The sequence below is a fragment of the Paenibacillus sp. PL91 genome (genome assembly GCF_012935325.2).
Taxonomy (GTDB): domain Bacteria; phylum Bacillota; class Bacilli; order Paenibacillales; family Paenibacillaceae; genus Pristimantibacillus.
The window spans coordinates 220,776-236,321 of the sequence record NZ_JABBYG020000010.1 but is presented as its reverse complement, the minus strand read 5'-3'; the positions used below and the strand labels follow the sequence as shown (position 1 = coordinate 236,321).

Below are 15,546 nucleotides of genomic sequence, written 5' to 3'. Positions count from 1 at the left end.
AAAACAGAGTAAGGCAGGAACAAAAAAAGCCCTTCCCATTAGCAGAACTAATGAGTAAGGGCTTCGCGTCAAAACAATCGTAATATCGGCTCGTAAACGCCATGCAGCAGGAGATAAAAGGCGGCTCCAAGCGCTGACCCAATATACGCTCCGTTCAAACGAATACGCTGCAGATCGGTCTCGACCTTGCTCTCAATGAAGTACACCAGCTTCTGCTCCGTAAAGCTATCCAGCGTCTTGCGCACGATGACACCGATAATCGCATGCTCCGTATCGATCATTTTATGAACGAATTTTTGGGCATATTGCTCCAGCCAGCTCTTCGTTTCCTCACTCGCCTTAAACCAGTCCCAATAAGATTTAATAAACTGATTAATCAAATCCTTTATGTCGGTATGATTAACGGAATGCTTCTCTAACACAACAAGCTGCATGCCCTGACCCTTCATCAACAGCTGTCTCACATTGCCAAGCAAGGCTTCAATCGAAGGCAGAAAAGAAATTTTCTCGATGACCTCGTCTCTCCACTCGTTGACAGCAGCAGAAACGTCCTCGCGATTTTGCAAATGGTCAGCCAGCTGATACACCATGTCTTCAATCAAAACGCGAAGCTCATGCTGCGGATTTCGCAAGTCATCGATTAATCGCTGCAAATCGTCATATAACACATTAGTCGCATCGTCGAGGTTAAGCGCATTGGTTGATTCCGCGATTTCGACAGCCATTTTTTTGAGCCACTTGGAAAAAATGCTTCCTTGGTTAACGAATTTCTCCTTCTCCTTGCCAAGCAGCTCCCGGATAACGAGCTTTGTCTGCTCATCGGCAGCCTTCACAGCCGCAAACTCAACGACATAATTGAGCCAGCTTTGAAAATTGCCCTGATCCATCACCCACTTCAGCGCCTTGCCTGCATAAGGTGACATATTAACGTTGCTTAAGCTTTTGCGAGCTTTCTCATCCAAAACGACGGATAGCCCTTTAAGATCCAGCTTAGCCAGAAGCCCCGACACGAGCCGCCAGCCCTGCTCCGCGAGCATGCCGCCTGGACGGCGGTCTACCCATGCAATCGCGATCTCAACAAGAGAGATCTGGCTCACTTTATCCTTTAGCAAATCTTTGCTGAGCAATTGCTGCTCGACCATATTCGCGACGCCTTCAATCAGCTTATCGCGATTTCTCGGAATTATTGCCGTATGCGGAATCCACTTCCAACCAAATGGATGGCGAAATAGAACCGTTACCGCAAACAAATCGGCCAATGCTCCGACAAGACCTGCTTCAGTCGTGTAAAGCAGCATTCGGGTCCACCAATTGTCCGGAAACACATACAAGCAGCAAGCAGCAAGGACGAATAAGACGGCTAACAAAATTAAGCTGCGATTTGCTTTTTTTCTCATTGCCATTATGCTTGCCCTCCGATCCAAAAGGTTGCTAGATGCAGCACTACGCCAATAAGCGCTCCAACTCCCATGCCGTTAATCCGAATGTATTGCAAATCGCGTCCCGCTTTCTCTTTTACCAGCTCGATAAGCTCCTCTTCAGAGAAGCTGTTCAGCTTGTCGGTCACCATCCTGCCGATGTACGAATGCTTCTGCTCCATCCACTTGAGCACGGTTGTCTTGACGTATTGATCAATGCGGGTGAGCAGCTCCTTGTTGCCCTCCAACGTCTTAATGCCTTCATGCAGCTTCTCCTTAATCCATGGATAACGCGCAAGCTGCCCCTCCGCATTCGCTGCTGCGGCACTGCGAATGGACTCCAGTCCTCGCTGTATGTAAACATCAAGCTTGATCGCTTCCTTCACAGATGAGAGAAGGGCCGCCTTGCCCGCTTCAATTCGGCTGCGCAGCTGCTCATCTGTACGAAGCCTAGCAACAAATTGGGCTATAAAAGCTTTAAGCTTCTGGCGCTGCGGGTGGTCCTCGGAATGGAATTTCTCCAGAAACGACACCAGCCACTGCTGCAGCTTGCCGCTAATATTCGCCGATTCCAAGCCTGCTGAAACATCAATCAGCTTCCTGCGGAATTGATCCCCTTCATAAGAGCGAATCGCAGAATCTACGATTTGGCTGACGACGGCTTCAAAAGGCGCCGACTTCACGATTTTTATAAGCTCTGGAATAATAAATTCGATTATACGGTCATCGTATCCATTTCGAATCGTCCAATCGCCGGCATCAGCCGCGATATCCGCTACTGGAATCGAATCGGCATGCTCGAACAAGAAGGTTTGCACCATTTTGGCCAGCTCCTGCAAATCAATCGTCGTAATGACATCGTCTGCCACCTGCTGCAAAATATCGTTGATGCCCTCTTCGCCGCCATGCTGCTTCAAATAAGTGACCAGTACATCCGCGATGTTGTACTCGTCCAGCCTCTCCTTAATGTTCGGAATGGTCAGCAATTCATTTTGCACCATCTTCACAAGCTCGCCAATTAACCGTTCCCGGTTGCGAGAAATGATGTTGGTGCCCATCCATGACGGCCACTTGATCCTCAAAGGATTGCCGAACAAGGCGCTTACCGCAAAGGAATCAGCGAGTCCGCCGATCGTTGCAGCGCTAAAGAGAGAGAATAAAAGTCCCCCCATAAACGTATCGTGAAAGGGAAAAGCAGCAAATATTCCGATAGCGGAGAAGAGCAGCGCTAAATCCGCTTTTTTCTTAATGCTGAATTTGTTCATAAACAAGCTCCATTCCTGATGATCGTTACGTGAGTAATTATCCCATATCTATGTGGTATGAAACAATGGAGCTTTCAAAACAACGAATTCGACCTCTGTACGCCATCATCTTTTGTGCTTCTAGACACTTGCCATATGCCTAAAAAAACAAAAGCGCCGCCTGCGACATGCGTCCATGAGAACGGCTCGTGCAGCACTGCATAAGAGAGCAGCAGCGTGCTTACGGGAATGCAGCTCGTATAAACGGCTGCCGTTGCAGCGGACACCTTGGAGACGCCGCGAAACCATAAAATATAAGCAATTGCTGTTACGAAAATGCCATAGTATAGCAGAAGCCCGATGTCCTCTAAGCTTAGCTGGCCAAAATCATAGGTTAATGCCTCGGCAAAGGAAAAAGGCAAAAACATCAAAAACGAAAATAAAGTCACGTAAGTCGTGCCGAGCAAGGAGGATACGTTGCTTGTTGTCATTTTGCGCAGGATGGTAAGCATCGCTTCCCCGCTTACGGCGCCTAATAGGAGTAAAAGTCCAATGTATAACCCTTGCGGCTGTATCTCGGAGGATGGCAGCAGCCAGCCGGGCACCTGCATGCTCAATATGCCTAGCAGCGAGCACAAGATGCCTATTTTGAGACGTATCGTTAACAGCTCCTTCAAGAATATAACCGAAAGAAATGCTACGATTGCCGGAGTTAAGCTGGTCACGATGCCGGCTTCCGCAGCATGCGCTGTTCGCAAGCCATACAGCATAAGCACGCGGAACATGAACATGCCAAGAAACGCTTGCAATAAGAGAACAAATAAATCCTTTCTCCCCACTAGAATCGGACCGCCGCTTTTTAGCAATAAGATAGGAATCAACAGCAGCAAGGCAACCGAGAGGCTTATCGTCTGAGACAGAAAGACGGGCATCTGCATCGTTGTTATTTTGCCGACCACAACGGAGCTTCCGACGAGAATAGATGCAATGGCAAGCTCGAAATAAGCAAATATACGAGAATGATTCAAATTCAACAACCCCTCTTCTTTTGGTTCCTATATACTGTAGCAAAGGGGAATTGGTTTGTTGTAGTGCCATTACACAGCCTATTTGAGAGTACCGCTTTATGAGGAGGACTGGACCATTTGTGGTTTTCTATTGATAAGCACGCTAGTGTGCCCATGTTTCGTCAAGTGTTCGATGCCCTTCAAGGTGCTGTTCTTGCCGGTCAGCTGCATGCTGGCAGCAAGCTTCCCTCTACTCGGGAGCTGGCAGAGCAGCTTAATGTCTCGCGCAATGTGATCCTGGAGGCTTACGAGCTGCTGCTGGCCGAGGGGTATATTACAGGCCGCTCGGGTTCGGGCACTTTTGTAGCGGAGGGCGCTTGCCTTGCTGGCTACACGTCGGCAGCGCCTGATGGAGAACCTCCTGCTGCGCCCGCAGCGTTGAAATCATCGGAGCTGGCTGGCATTTCGTTTCGCACCGGTTTACCGGCTCTGGATCTATTCCCGATGAAGCAATGGGGCTCCATTTTGCAAAGCGTGTGCATGAATTCCTCTAGCTCTGAGCTTGCCTATGGCGATCCTTCTGGAAATTACGAGCTGCGAAGCTTGTTGGCCAAGCATTTGAGGAGAATAAGAGGGGTGATCAGCAAGCCGGAGCATATCGTCATTACGAGCGGAGCCGTGCAAGCGCTGCAGCTGATCGTTAGGCTGCTGCTCCAATCAGGGGATACTGTTTTTGCGGAGGAACCTTCCAATGAGGATTTAAAAAACATTTTGACCTCCACCGGCGCGAAGCTGCATGAAATACCGGTTGATGATTGGGGTCTTCAATCGCAAAAGCTGCCGGTAGGCATGTCTCCAACATGTATTTATGCGACCCCTTCCCATCAATTTCCGCTAGGGGGCATTTTACCGATTCAAAGGCGGATTGAATTAGTGGAGTACGCCCGCCGCTGCGGCAGCTACATTCTTGAAGACGACTATGACAGCGAATTCCGATATGACGGAGCGCCCCTCCATTCGTTGCAAAGCCTATGCCCGGAGCAGGTCATCTACATCGGTACGTTCAGCAAAATCATGTTTCCCTCGCTGCGGATCGGCTATATGATCGTTCCCGAGTCGTTAGTAGAGCCGTGCAGACAGCTTAAGAAGCTGTCTGATTACCAAACGCCGAGCATCGAGCAGCTTGCCTTGATCCGTTTTATGACGAAGGGATACTTAAACGCCCATATTTTAAAAATGAAAAAGCTATACAAAAAGAGGCGCGAGCATCTGGTTGTCGCCTTGAACGATCAGCTCAGCGTCGAATTTCGGGTTATGGGCAAAGCGGCAGGCTTGCATCTTGTAGTGGAGTTTGTTTACCCGCTGCCGGACGATTTTGGCAATCGACTAAAGGAAGAAGAGGTATATGCAGTTATATTGCCTTACAACAGGCTGCTGCTCGGCTATGGCCACTTGGATGAACAACAGATCGATGAGGGGGTTCGCAGAATTGGGAGAGCATTAAGGGGTTAAGCCAAAACCAGCCCATCCAACTTGGTTGGTGACGGCTGGTTTCTGCTTGGTGAAATTTGATCGGTTAGTTCACGAGCTATGGATGGCAGCGACCGTCTCTAGCACATATTCGGCTCCCGCCTCTGCCATCCAAGTAAGGAGTCCTTGTTCGCTGCTCATGTTCTGCACTTCACTGCCGTTATTTGTGACTACTATCGGACAGCTCGTTTGTACGGAGCAGAGATGAGCAGCACTCGCGCGAATCCGAGCCTCTATCAGCTTCCCAGCCGACCAGCGCATATCCACCTCAAAGCCGCCTCTTGCGCGCAAGCCCGTTACTTCGCCATCTGCCCATGCCGCAGGCAATGCCGGCAGCAAGTGGATGCTTCCTGCATGACATTGAAGCAGCATTTCCGTTATGCCTGCCGTCCCGCCGAAATTGCCGTCGATTTGGAAAGGGGGATGATTGTCGAACAGGTTCGGAAGCGTTGAGTGGCCTAGCAGCGCTTGCACATTTTCATAAGCTTTCTCGCCGTCCTCCAGCCTTGCCCAGAAGTTGATGATCCAAGCCCGGCTCCAGCCGGTATGGCCGCCGCCGCTTGCCAGCCTGCGATCAAGCGTTACTCTGGCAGCAGCCGCCCATTCCGGCGTACCTCTAACCGTAAAGCGCCTGCCTGGATGTAGGGCGAACAAATGGGAGATATGGCGATGTCCCGGCTCCGCTTCCTCGTAATCGTCCATCCACTCCTGAATTTGCCCGTATTTGCCGATAGCAGGCTCCGGCAAGCGTGCTCGCATTTGCTCCCAATGCTGCTGCTCCGATGGCTCGATGCCAAGAACTTTCGCTGCTTCGGCGCATGCCGTGAACAATTCATATAAAATTTGGCTGTCCATGGAAGCTCCGATGCAAAGCGTCCCCGATTCTCCGCTTGGAAGCATATACGTATTTTCCGGTGATACGGATGGATTGGCAACGAGCAAGCCTTCCTCCGTCTCTCTTAAGAAATCGACGAAAAATTGCGCCGACTCCTTCAAGGTCGGATAGATCCGTTCAAGAAACGCTGCATCAAGCCCGTATTCATAATGCTCCCATAAGTGCAAGCAAAGCCATGCAGCCCCCATCGTCCAATAGGAAGCCGGCAAATAGATGTCCTGCGGAGCCGTATCGCCCCAAATGTCGGTATTATGGTGGGCAACGAAGCCTCCGCAATCGTACATCGCTTGGGCCGTTACTCTGCCAGGCTCGCGCATCCTCTCCAGCAGATCGAACAACGGCTCATGGCATTCTGCCAGATTGCCCGCCTCAGCCGGCCAATAATTCATTTGCGTATTAATATTGATCGTATATTTACTGTCCCAAGGCGGCAGCATTTGCTCGTTCCAAATACCTTGCAAATTGGCAGGCAGCGAGCCTGGCCGGCTGCTCGAGATGAGCAGGTAACGGCCATACTGATAGTATAGCGCCGTCAATCCCGCATCCGGCCGGCCCGATTGAACCCGCTTAAGACGCTCATCGGTTGGCATAGAGGCAGCGCTTGTAGCGCCATCATCGGATAGGCGAAGCTTCACCCGCTCCGATAATGCGGTAAAATCCTGAATATGGCGAGCCTTGAGCGTCTCATAACCAGCTGCCGCTGCATTGACAATTGTACCCACCACATAGGACTCCGGATCGTCATGCCGGAACGACGTAGCAGCTGTTAGCAGCAGCGTTACGCTATCTGCTCCCTCTACTACGAGATGCTCGCCGATAATCGACAACGAGCCGCCTGCCGCTACAGCGCGCAATGCCATCCGGAAATCCGAGCCGCCTGAACCCCCGCATACGCCGCACATGACAATCGTGCTTCCGTCAGCCTTCACTAATTCGTCGTAATAACGATTTCGCCCACGCAGCAGGCGGGCTGTGAAGCTGATGCTGCCCGGCTTATCCGCAGTCAAATGTGTCACAAGCGCCTCATCGGGAAAGCTCGCAAACGTTTCACGACGATAGGACGTCTCTCCTTGACTAAAAGCGACCGTTGCAATGCCGCTGTACAAATCCAGCTCTCTCGTATATGCCTTCACATCGCCCTCGTTCGCATAGCGAAAGTTCAGCTGCAAATCGCCAAGCGGCATATAATGGCGCTGCGTTTCTGGAACGCCGGAGAGAGCCATCGCCGACAAGGAATGTGCTTCGCGCAGACGCCCTTCCTTTAGAAGGCTGCGAATGTTATCGAGTTGAAGCAGCGCATCTGGATTGTTGCGGTCACGCGGCCCGCCATACCATACGCTATCTTCATTCAGCGCCATTCTCTCGCGGTGCGTGTCTCCAAATACCATGCCGCCCAGCTTTCCGTTGCCAACCGGCAGCGCCTCCTCCCATACTGTGGCCGCCTGCTTGTACCATAATCGATTTTCCGTTTGCTGAGTCATCTTTTATTCTCCTTTTTATAGCCGAATCTATTATTTGCTGAAGCAATCCATTACTATATTAATAATCCTTCTTTAAAAAACAGCGGATGGCGGTGCTTAGCAGGTGATCAGAACAAGCGAACAACAAGCGTTATCCGATTTGCTGCAATCGCTGCAGCTGCAGTTGCTCATCGCGCATAAAACGCAGGTACAGCTTCATTGGGGAGAAAATAACTCCTTTCCTGCGTACAACAAGCTGTATTTCATTTGCGAGGGTGAGGGCTGGATTCGAATCGGCGATGTTGATTATTATCCGAAGCCCGGTCAACTTTTTCTGACGCCCGCACATGCGAAAGTATCCTTTTCAACCTTAAATGATCGTCCTTACTTAAAATATTGGTGCCATTTCAGCATTCTGGCGGGCCCCCTCGACCTGTTTCAGTGGATTGGCGTCCCTCTTTGCATCAACATCGAAGACATAGACAACATGACTCATTTGTTTCAAGAGCTGATCGCTTGGCACGAGCAGACGACTATTGTTGCCAGGCTCCGCGAGAAAGCGGTGCTGCTTGAAATCGTTAGCCGCTTCCTTGAGTCGGTTCCGCTTCGAGTGCTTCAGCACCGAACAGAGGAAATGAACCGTTTGCGAGTCATTGCGCAATATGTGGACAGCCGCCTTCACACGAGCATCAGCGTCGATCAAATGGCGGAAGCCGTCCATCTCCATCCCAACTATTTTAGCTCCTATTTCAAAAAGCATTTTGGCGTTCCGCCGCTTAAATACGTCAGCCGCAAACGAACCGATCGCGCCAAGCAGCTTTTAACGACGACTTCGCTAAGCATTAAAGAAATCGCCGATCAAACCGGCTTCAAGGAAACGAATCATTTCACGAAATTTTTCCGTAAGGAGGCGAGCCTATCCCCAACTGAATATCGTGCTGCCTATAATCATCAGCATCCGCTAACCTCATTATAAAAGCGCCTTCATAAACAAACGATGGAAGAATCTAAGATAGAAGGGTAAAAAACTAAGGAGTGTCCCATTAGAGGATAGTCTAGCTGCGCTGCTGCCGCGGAAATAGATCAAGCCCACCTTTACACGCCGCTCCTGCGAAAATAGATCTAGAAAATAGATCTATTTCCGCCAAACCAGCTAACTTCGCAGGAATACGTCTAAAAAGTAGACTTATTCCAGCTCGCAGCCCGCCACTTGCCCTTCTACGCGCTACACCTGCGATAATAGATCTAGAAAATAGATCTATTCTCGCCAAACTAGCTAATATCGCCGGAATACGTCTAGAAAGTAGACTTATTCCAGCTCATAGCCCGCCAATTGCCCTTCTACGCGCCGCTCCTGAGAAAATAGATCTAGAAAATAGATCTATTCCCGCCAAACTAGCTAATGTCGCAGGAATACGTCTAGAAAGTAGACTTATTCCAGCTCGCAGCCCGCGCCATGACCACAACAAAAAAATAGGACGGAGCAGATAACATCCTGCTCCGTCCTATTCTATAAATCCTATTTATTAAACGAAGAAATCATCGTCCAATCTTCATCCGTCAGCTGGTTGATCTGCCACAGGGCAACCCCGCGCAGCCCCAGCTCCTTCGCCAAACGCATTTTGGCTTGAATGCTCTGCGCGTTCTCGTACCACATCAGGTGCGAGCCTCTTGTATCCGTAAAAGTCACCTTATTCAAAAAATAAGGCAGCTGCATGACTGATGTTGTCCCCGGTTCCGCAATTCGGCTTTCGACTGCGGCAATGGCTGGCGACCGGAAAAACTCTACTTTGCCATCCGCGCCAGTAGTCCATTGGTTTGCCTGCTTCGATATGCCAAGCAGCAGCTTGTCCGCCGGAATATACTTAAGCGCATCCCGCGCAGCGTCGCCTACCAGCGTAAGCGGAGCAGACGGCAGTCCGCTTTCTTCATGCGTAAATTCATAAGCCATCAGGACGACCCGGTCGGCAAGCTCGCCGATCTGCTTGTAATCATAGCCCGCGTAATAATAGGATGGCGGCACGACAACCGTCAGCTCAGCTTCACCAAGCTCCGCCTTGATCGCGCGTAGCAGCTCATTGAGCGGCTCTTTATAGGATGCCGGCACAAGGCCCTCAAAGTCAATCGCTACACGCTCAAATCCGTACGAAGCATTGGCGACGGCCTCCCCGACAGAAACAGCGAATGCTTGGCGAGCTTCAGCATCCATCACAAAATCGCCAAGCTTTTGAAATGTTGTATTTGCAAAAATCATTAGCGTTTTTGTGGATTGGCTGTTCTCTGCCGCAGTTATGGCCTGCTGCCAATCGGCCGGCGGCGTCAGGGCTACCGATGCCTTGCCAGCTCCTTGATAGTCCAGCTTCGCCCAATCGAAGATGATTTCATCCGCGGAAGCGAAACGCTCATGCTTCTTGTAAGGTCCAGAGGCCGCATAAAATGCGGATATGTCAAGCTCGCGGCCGTCATTTCGGAAGCCGATCATCCGATCGATAATCGACGCTGCCTCGCGGCGAGTTAACGACTTTTTCGGAAGGAACAAGCCTTTATCGTCGCCTTTCATAATAGCGTCGGAGTATGTTCTCAGCACATAAGGAGCGAGCTTTTGATCAATTTTCTCCACATCGCCAAAGGCAGCTTGCTCGCGTGCCGGAAGCCAGTCCACTTCGAGCCACTGCTTTTTCTCCTCCGCGGTTTTGCCCTGCAGCAAAGCGAAGGCGGTTAATGCCGCAACTTCCTCACGCTTGATGCTTTGGCTTGGATTAAATTTGCCGTCTTTGACAAGCAAATCCAGCCATCCTGCGTCATAAGCAAGCTTAATGGATCCGTACGACCAGCGATCCTTCGCCACGTCCGAGAGTGCAGACGTCTTCTCTTTCTCGATTACTGGATTAACCGATTCTACCAGCAGCTTAACGAATGCCTCTCTTGTAAGCTCCGCACTTGGCCGGTAAGTACCGTCCTCATAGCCGGATACGACGCCAAGAGCGACTAAACGGTAAATGGATTCTGCTGCCCAATCCTTCTCCGGCACATCGCGATATAGTTTCAATTGCGCATCATAAGCAAACGCCTGCAACGACGTTCCGATCATGAACAGCATAAGGATTCCAATAAGCATCGTCGTTTTTCCCCTAAACTTCAATACATCCCTCTCCCTTTTAGAGTAAAGCTATTACTCTATCAATTTTGTCGATAGAATCATATACCATTTCCCATCAAAAGTCCAATTAGACCAGCTTATGGAACCTATCGAAAAAAGCCACACGCTCGGAACGCTATCGCTCCAATCGAATGGCTTTTCAGATCATTTCTCACAATTTCATTTGCAAGCGGATCAAATTCGTCAAATGACTTCCCGCTCATCGTTGGACGGCAGGGAAGGATGCGGAGCATGCGGCTCCAGCTGGTACCAGAATGCCGTTGAAGCAATATCGCTTTGCTGCGGCAAATACCTTCCTCCCGAACGCCAGCCGAGATCCTGAATCGTCACTTTCAAGTCGCTATGGAACCGGATCGGGTCCATAATATGCCAGCGGTACATCCCGAACCGCTGCTGGCTGCGATACAAGCCATCCGGCTTAATAAGCTGGTGCATGCCCAGATACGCGGTCGAATAAGTGGCGTATTTCCCATGCGGCTGCTCCCAGTTCCAAGCCCCGCCAAAATAATCCTCCGTGCCTGTTCCGCATATCGTAGGAAACTCCTTGTCCCCGTCCATGAAAAACTTGATTTCGCCCTCGCCCCACCAGCCAGTATTGTTAACCTGCCAAGCCAAATAAGTTCCCACATAATGTCCTTTTCCGGTTACGCCATCCAGTATCGTATGTACTTCGCCGTACGGCACGGGATTGGATCTTCGCCACTGGGCATGGAAATATGCCATGTCGTCAGGCACATCTGTTAACGTGTAATCGACCTGGTAATAGAGCACGGCCTTATCGGTCGCTTTGTTCTCGACGGTTATTTTGGCGTGCTTCCGAAACGGCATCAGCCAGTAGCTGTTCATCCCGCCTGCCGGATTAACGGCTACTGGCTGAGAATTCACATCGCTTCGCTCCTGCCAGCCGTTGCAGAAGAAGTCTCCGATCGGAACCTCTACCGAAGGCAGCTCCTCATCGTCCCAATACATACGGAGAATCATGTTTCTCCAATTCGTTGGAGCGCATGTCAGCCATATATGTTGTATCGCACCCGGACCGTCTATATCCGCCATTGTATACGTTGCTCCTGCCGCGATTTCCACCGAAGGAGACACCTTCCAGCCAATCCCTAGATCGCGCGCGCAATTCGCGCCGGTACCTTCCGTTGCCATCCCGCCCTTGCCTTTTTCACCGTTAACATTTTCTGCGCTTATCGAGCGAGTCTGTGCGTCAGAAATTCTAGCCAAGCTGCCTATTCCCATATCTAGCCCGTTGAATCGACTCATAACCGAATGCTCCCTTCCTTATAAAAACAGCAATACAAGCGATGATATGCGTCATCGTTTGATGATTGTACAGCGCTATCATATAATAAAAGATGTTATTTGCTATCCAAGCTCTTTAGTTCTTGTTTCCGTTTACATTGCTTATGTTATCACAGTTTTTTTAGAACTTCTTTATTTCAGCTTGTTATTATTTGTCCAATCCTGCTAATTTGACGGGATAGAATGGAAACGTTCTCCAAATCAAAAAAAGCATTCATGACCAAGCTATTTACGACCATCGCCGAGAAGGTCGGCTACGGCAGCGTCCTCGCGTTCAGCAAAGCCTTCAAGCAAATCGAAGCGATGTCGCCGCGCAAATTCATTCTAACCTTCACGGGCCTAAACGACCTCTAATATCCGTACATCAAAAACAAACAAAAAAGCCCCCCGTTAAGCTGCCATTGAGCTGTTTTTCGTAACATCGACACCGTCAAAAAGTGACTTTCTTACGGGTCACAGCTCGCCACACGCAGCAAAACGCGGGCTTCTTTTACTCCAATCGATTAATCGCTTCGGCTGCTTCGAGCAGCATGACACCGCTAAGCTGGACGCTTAGCTGAACAGGCAGCACGGGAGGGCTCTCCCACGACGGGCCGCATAAGCCGCTTTCCTTCTCCAGTCCATGCTCCAACAAAATTGCAGCATTTGCCCGGATAACCTCCCGCACATCGTTCATTTCCGGCGCAGTCCGCAGCAGCTCGACCAAATACCTTACCAAAATTCCTTTGAAGAGCCCCGTATCGTCGATGCCCTCATCTGGCAAAACAAGATTTTCCGGCCTGCATAATCTCGCGATGCATGCTTGCGATGTTCGTCTCGCCTCATCCAGAAACTGCTGATTTCCGGTACAGCGATACAGCTCAACGCCTGCGCCGATGTATACCCCTTGGCAGTAGGTAAATGCCCAGTCATAATCGATCTGCATATCGCCTAATCGGTTCATGCCATCCCATACGAAGCCGGTTTCAGGATCAACCAGATTTTCTTTGTTCCATTTATATATTTTCAAAGCCCATTCCAAATCCGCTTCGTCTCCAAAGCATTGATACAGCCTTGCGGCGAGTATGGCAGCAGGCGCATTGGCCGGCGTATTTTTATAATCCAATTGCCCTTTGTTCCATCCCATTCCGCCGCCCAAATTGTCGCTCCAAGCCGTCTGAATATCCGCCCACAACGCTAGGGCACTGTGCTTGTACGCTTCATTTCCAACGGCTTGGTAGGCTCTAAGCAAAGCCAAAGCGAGCCATTCCATATCATCATAATAATGGTGCAAAAACGTTCCGCCGTTGCTCCTTCGTATCCCATCGTAAATCGCATCAATTCGATCCCGATACCGGCTGTCGCCCGTGCGGGTCAGCCCGTCTACAAATACGTCGATCACATGTGCCTGCCACCAGTAATAATAGTTTTCGCCAGGCCGGTTTGCCTCCTGCGGATACCATTGATTCATAATGGAAGCAGTCTCGTTCCAGTAATTCCCAATCAGAGCATCCTGTGCAAAATCAGTCCAATTCCTATCGCTCATCCGCGCCGCTCCGCCATTCTCTCCAGCAGCATCACGCCGCTTAGCTGCACGCTTAGCGTAACGAGCTCGCCTGGCTTTTCTGTCCAATTTTGATTAAACAATGCTTTATCGTCCGCTTTGCCGCTTTGCCAAAGCTGTTCCGCATTCGCCTGCAGCAGCTGCCAAGCGCGGTTATTGCCGCCAGCTTCCTTCGCCAGCTCCGCCGCATAACGAATGAGAATGCCTTTGAACAAACCGCCGTCCCCCGTCTCCTCATCCGGCAATATGCCCGTTACAGGATCTGTCAGCTCCGAGATCGCTGCCTCGAAGGAACGCTCAGCATCGTCCAAATACGCCTGCTCGCCGCTCACTCGAAATAGCTCGACGGCTGCGCCGATAAATACGCCCTGGCAATACGTAAACTTCCATTCTTTATCGATGGCGCCGTCGCCGTTGCGGTTCATGCCGTCCCACACGAAGCCGGTATCCGGGTCAACGAGATGATCCTTTTGCCACTTATAAATTTTGAGCGCCCATTCCAAATCATTTTCATCCTTGAACGCTTGATACAATCGCGCTGCCAAAATAGCAGCCGGCGCATTAGCTGGCGTGTTTTTATAATCCAGCTGCGTTTTCTGCCATGCGATGCCGCCGCCCATATGGTCATTCCAGCCGGTTTTAATATCGTCCCACAATTCTAAAACCGCTTCCTTGTATTTCTGTTCACCGGTTGCCTCATAAGCGCGCAGCCAAGCGAGCGCCATCCATTCCATATCATCGTATAAATGGTTAGGCAGAAAACCGCCGTTTCTCTCCCGTATCCCTTCAAGGAAAATGGGCAGCTTTTCGGAATAACGCGTATCGCCTGTTCGAACCAAGCCATCTACCAGCACGTCAACCGCATGCGCCATCCACCAATAATGAAAAATCGTATTGCATTTGCCGCCTGGGCAAGGCGTCTCAATGTTGTACATGCGTATCGCATCATTCCAAAAATAATGCTCCAGCGCTGCTTGAGCCTCATCAGCCCGCTTCTCCCATACGCCAACCGCCATTTTGTTCATCTGTCTTCTCCCCTTATGTCATTATTCTTTCTTAGCTTCCAGCTCCACATATGCCAGCTCCAACCGTTAACCTTTGATTCCGCTAAAGGCTATGCCTTGAACAAAGTAACGCTGCAGCAGCAGGAACAAAATGAGAATCGGCAATATAGCGACCAAGGCACCTGCCATCATAGGTCCAAAATCCGTTTGAAAGTTGTAGGAGAAAGCTTGCAAACCCATTTGAACCGTCGCCTTTGTCGGATCATTTAACACGATCATCGGCCACAGAAAGCTGTTCCAGCCCGCTTGAAACGTAAATATCCCCAGCGTAGCGAGCGCGGGCTTTGTGAGCGGCAAATAGATGCGCCAGAAAATCATAAATTCGCCGCAGCCCTCGATCCGTGCCATCTCCAGCATATCGGTAGGCAGCGTAAGAAAAAATTGCCGCATAAAGAAGACCGCAAACGTTCCCGAGGCGCCAGGCAAAATAATGCCCCAAAAGGAGTTCATCAGCCCGTGCCCGCCTGCTCCGAGCAGGTCATTTCCGCCTAACAAAGGAAGATGCTGCAGCACATAAACGCTTGGAATCATCGTGACGATTCCCGGAATCATCATCGCCGCGAGCAATACCCGGAAGAGCGGCTGGCTCAGCTTAAATTTGAGCTTGGCGAAGGCATAGCCCGCTAAAGATCCCAAAAAGAGATTGAATAATACCCCTGAAGCCGCAAGCACAAACGAATTCCAGAAATACAAGCCAAAAGGCACTGTCGTGAACGCTTTTTTGTAATGCTCAAACGTAATGTCCGTAGGCAGCCATTTGATCGGCATCGCAAAAATTTGCTCATCCGGTTTAATGGAGGTCAGCACGCTCCAATAAAAGGGCAAAAACATAACGATCGCGATCAAGGCGCATACGACATAATAGAACGTTTTCTTCAATCCCTTTGTTAAGGGGGTATTTCCGATCGTTTCCATTTTTG

Annotated in this window: 12 protein-coding genes; 3 read left to right on the top strand and 9 right to left on the bottom strand. The window is 50.3% G+C overall.

The window, feature by feature from the left end; translation table 11 throughout:
* Positions 1-68: 68 nt before the first annotated feature.
* The 3 genes from HI950_RS22545 to HI950_RS22535 form a co-directional block, all read right to left on the bottom strand.
* Positions 69-1,403: a DUF445 domain-containing protein gene (locus HI950_RS22545; protein WP_169082614.1), complete on the bottom strand. Its 1,335-nt coding sequence runs from the start codon at positions 1,401-1,403 to the stop codon at positions 69-71.
* Entirely contained in the window at positions 1,403-2,683 is a 1,281-nt protein-coding gene (locus HI950_RS22540; protein ID WP_169082615.1) for a DUF445 domain-containing protein, read from the bottom strand. Before HI950_RS22540 ends, HI950_RS22545 begins: the two co-directional genes overlap by 1 nt.
* Before the next feature lie 74 nt (positions 2,684-2,757).
* On the bottom strand, positions 2,758-3,690 hold the full coding sequence (locus HI950_RS22535) for a DMT family transporter (RefSeq protein ID WP_169082616.1): 933 nt from the start codon (positions 3,688-3,690) through the stop codon (positions 2,758-2,760).
* A gap of 117 nt (positions 3,691-3,807) precedes the next feature.
* On the opposite strand from HI950_RS22535, the gene pdxR reads away from it, so the two are divergent.
* A complete protein-coding gene (gene pdxR / locus HI950_RS22530) occupies positions 3,808-5,181 on the top strand; it encodes a MocR-like pyridoxine biosynthesis transcription factor PdxR (RefSeq protein WP_169082617.1) in 1,374 nt (457 codons plus the stop codon).
* Positions 5,182-5,250: 69 nt separating this feature from the next.
* Here the strand turns inward: pdxR and HI950_RS22525 are convergent, their stop codons facing one another.
* Positions 5,251-7,575 (bottom strand): glycoside hydrolase family 95 protein, encoded by a 2,325-nt coding sequence (locus HI950_RS22525; protein WP_169082618.1) that lies wholly within the window; start codon positions 7,573-7,575, stop codon positions 5,251-5,253.
* A 103-nt stretch (positions 7,576-7,678) separates the two neighbouring features.
* On the opposite strand from HI950_RS22525, the gene HI950_RS22520 reads away from it, so the two are divergent.
* Positions 7,679-8,530, top strand: coding sequence for a helix-turn-helix domain-containing protein (locus HI950_RS22520; RefSeq protein WP_169082619.1), 852 nt, complete (start codon positions 7,679-7,681; stop codon positions 8,528-8,530).
* A gap of 543 nt (positions 8,531-9,073) precedes the next feature.
* On the opposite strand, the gene HI950_RS22515 is transcribed toward HI950_RS22520, so the two are convergent.
* On the bottom strand, positions 9,074-10,672 hold the full coding sequence (locus HI950_RS22515; protein ID WP_169082620.1) for an S-layer homology domain-containing protein: 1,599 nt from the start codon (positions 10,670-10,672) through the stop codon (positions 9,074-9,076).
* A gap of 225 nt (positions 10,673-10,897) precedes the next feature.
* Entirely contained in the window at positions 10,898-11,980 is a 1,083-nt protein-coding gene (locus HI950_RS22510) for a glycoside hydrolase family 172 protein (protein WP_169082621.1), read from the bottom strand.
* 222 nt (positions 11,981-12,202) lie between these two features.
* Here HI950_RS22510 and HI950_RS22505 point away from each other — a divergent pair, with 222 nt between their 5' ends.
* Entirely contained in the window at positions 12,203-12,373 is a 171-nt protein-coding gene (locus HI950_RS22505) for a helix-turn-helix transcriptional regulator (RefSeq protein ID WP_187768146.1), read from the top strand.
* 136 nt (positions 12,374-12,509) lie between these two features.
* On the opposite strand, the gene HI950_RS36020 is transcribed toward HI950_RS22505, so the two are convergent.
* The 3 genes from HI950_RS36020 to HI950_RS22495 form a co-directional block, all read right to left on the bottom strand.
* A complete protein-coding gene (locus HI950_RS36020) occupies positions 12,510-13,544 on the bottom strand; it encodes a glycoside hydrolase family 76 protein (protein ID WP_223285436.1) in 1,035 nt (344 codons plus the stop codon).
* Entirely contained in the window at positions 13,541-14,587 is a 1,047-nt protein-coding gene (locus HI950_RS36015; protein WP_223285435.1) for a glycoside hydrolase family 76 protein, read from the bottom strand. The genes HI950_RS36020 and HI950_RS36015 overlap by 4 nt, the downstream gene beginning before the upstream one ends.
* A gap of 66 nt (positions 14,588-14,653) precedes the next feature.
* Positions 14,654-15,541, bottom strand: coding sequence for a carbohydrate ABC transporter permease (locus HI950_RS22495; protein ID WP_169082623.1), 888 nt, complete (start codon positions 15,539-15,541; stop codon positions 14,654-14,656).
* Between the last annotated feature and the right edge of the window lie 5 nt (positions 15,542-15,546).

Bases quoted from the DNA above. Each gene is read 5' to 3' on its own strand.
- HI950_RS22545 (WP_169082614.1), bottom strand. From the start codon at position 1,403: ATGGCAATGAGAAAAAAAGCAAATCGCAGCTTAATTTTGTTAGCCGTC.
- HI950_RS22540 (WP_169082615.1), bottom strand. From the start codon at position 2,683: ATGAACAAATTCAGCATTAAGAAAAAAGCGGATTTAGCGCTGCTCTTC.
- HI950_RS22525 (WP_169082618.1), bottom strand. From the start codon at position 7,575: ATGACTCAGCAAACGGAAAATCGATTATGGTACAAGCAGGCGGCCACA.
- HI950_RS22515 (WP_169082620.1), bottom strand. From the start codon at position 10,672: ATGCTTATTGGAATCCTTATGCTGTTCATGATCGGAACGTCGTTGCAG.
- HI950_RS22510 (WP_169082621.1), bottom strand. From the start codon at position 11,980: ATGAGTCGATTCAACGGGCTAGATATGGGAATAGGCAGCTTGGCTAGA.
- HI950_RS22505 (WP_187768146.1), top strand. From the start codon at position 12,203: ATGGAAACGTTCTCCAAATCAAAAAAAGCATTCATGACCAAGCTATTT.
- HI950_RS36020 (WP_223285436.1), bottom strand. From the start codon at position 13,544: ATGAGCGATAGGAATTGGACTGATTTTGCACAGGATGCTCTGATTGGG.
- HI950_RS36015 (WP_223285435.1), bottom strand. From the start codon at position 14,587: ATGAACAAAATGGCGGTTGGCGTATGGGAGAAGCGGGCTGATGAGGCT.
- HI950_RS22495 (WP_169082623.1), bottom strand. From the start codon at position 15,541: ATGGAAACGATCGGAAATACCCCCTTAACAAAGGGATTGAAGAAAACG.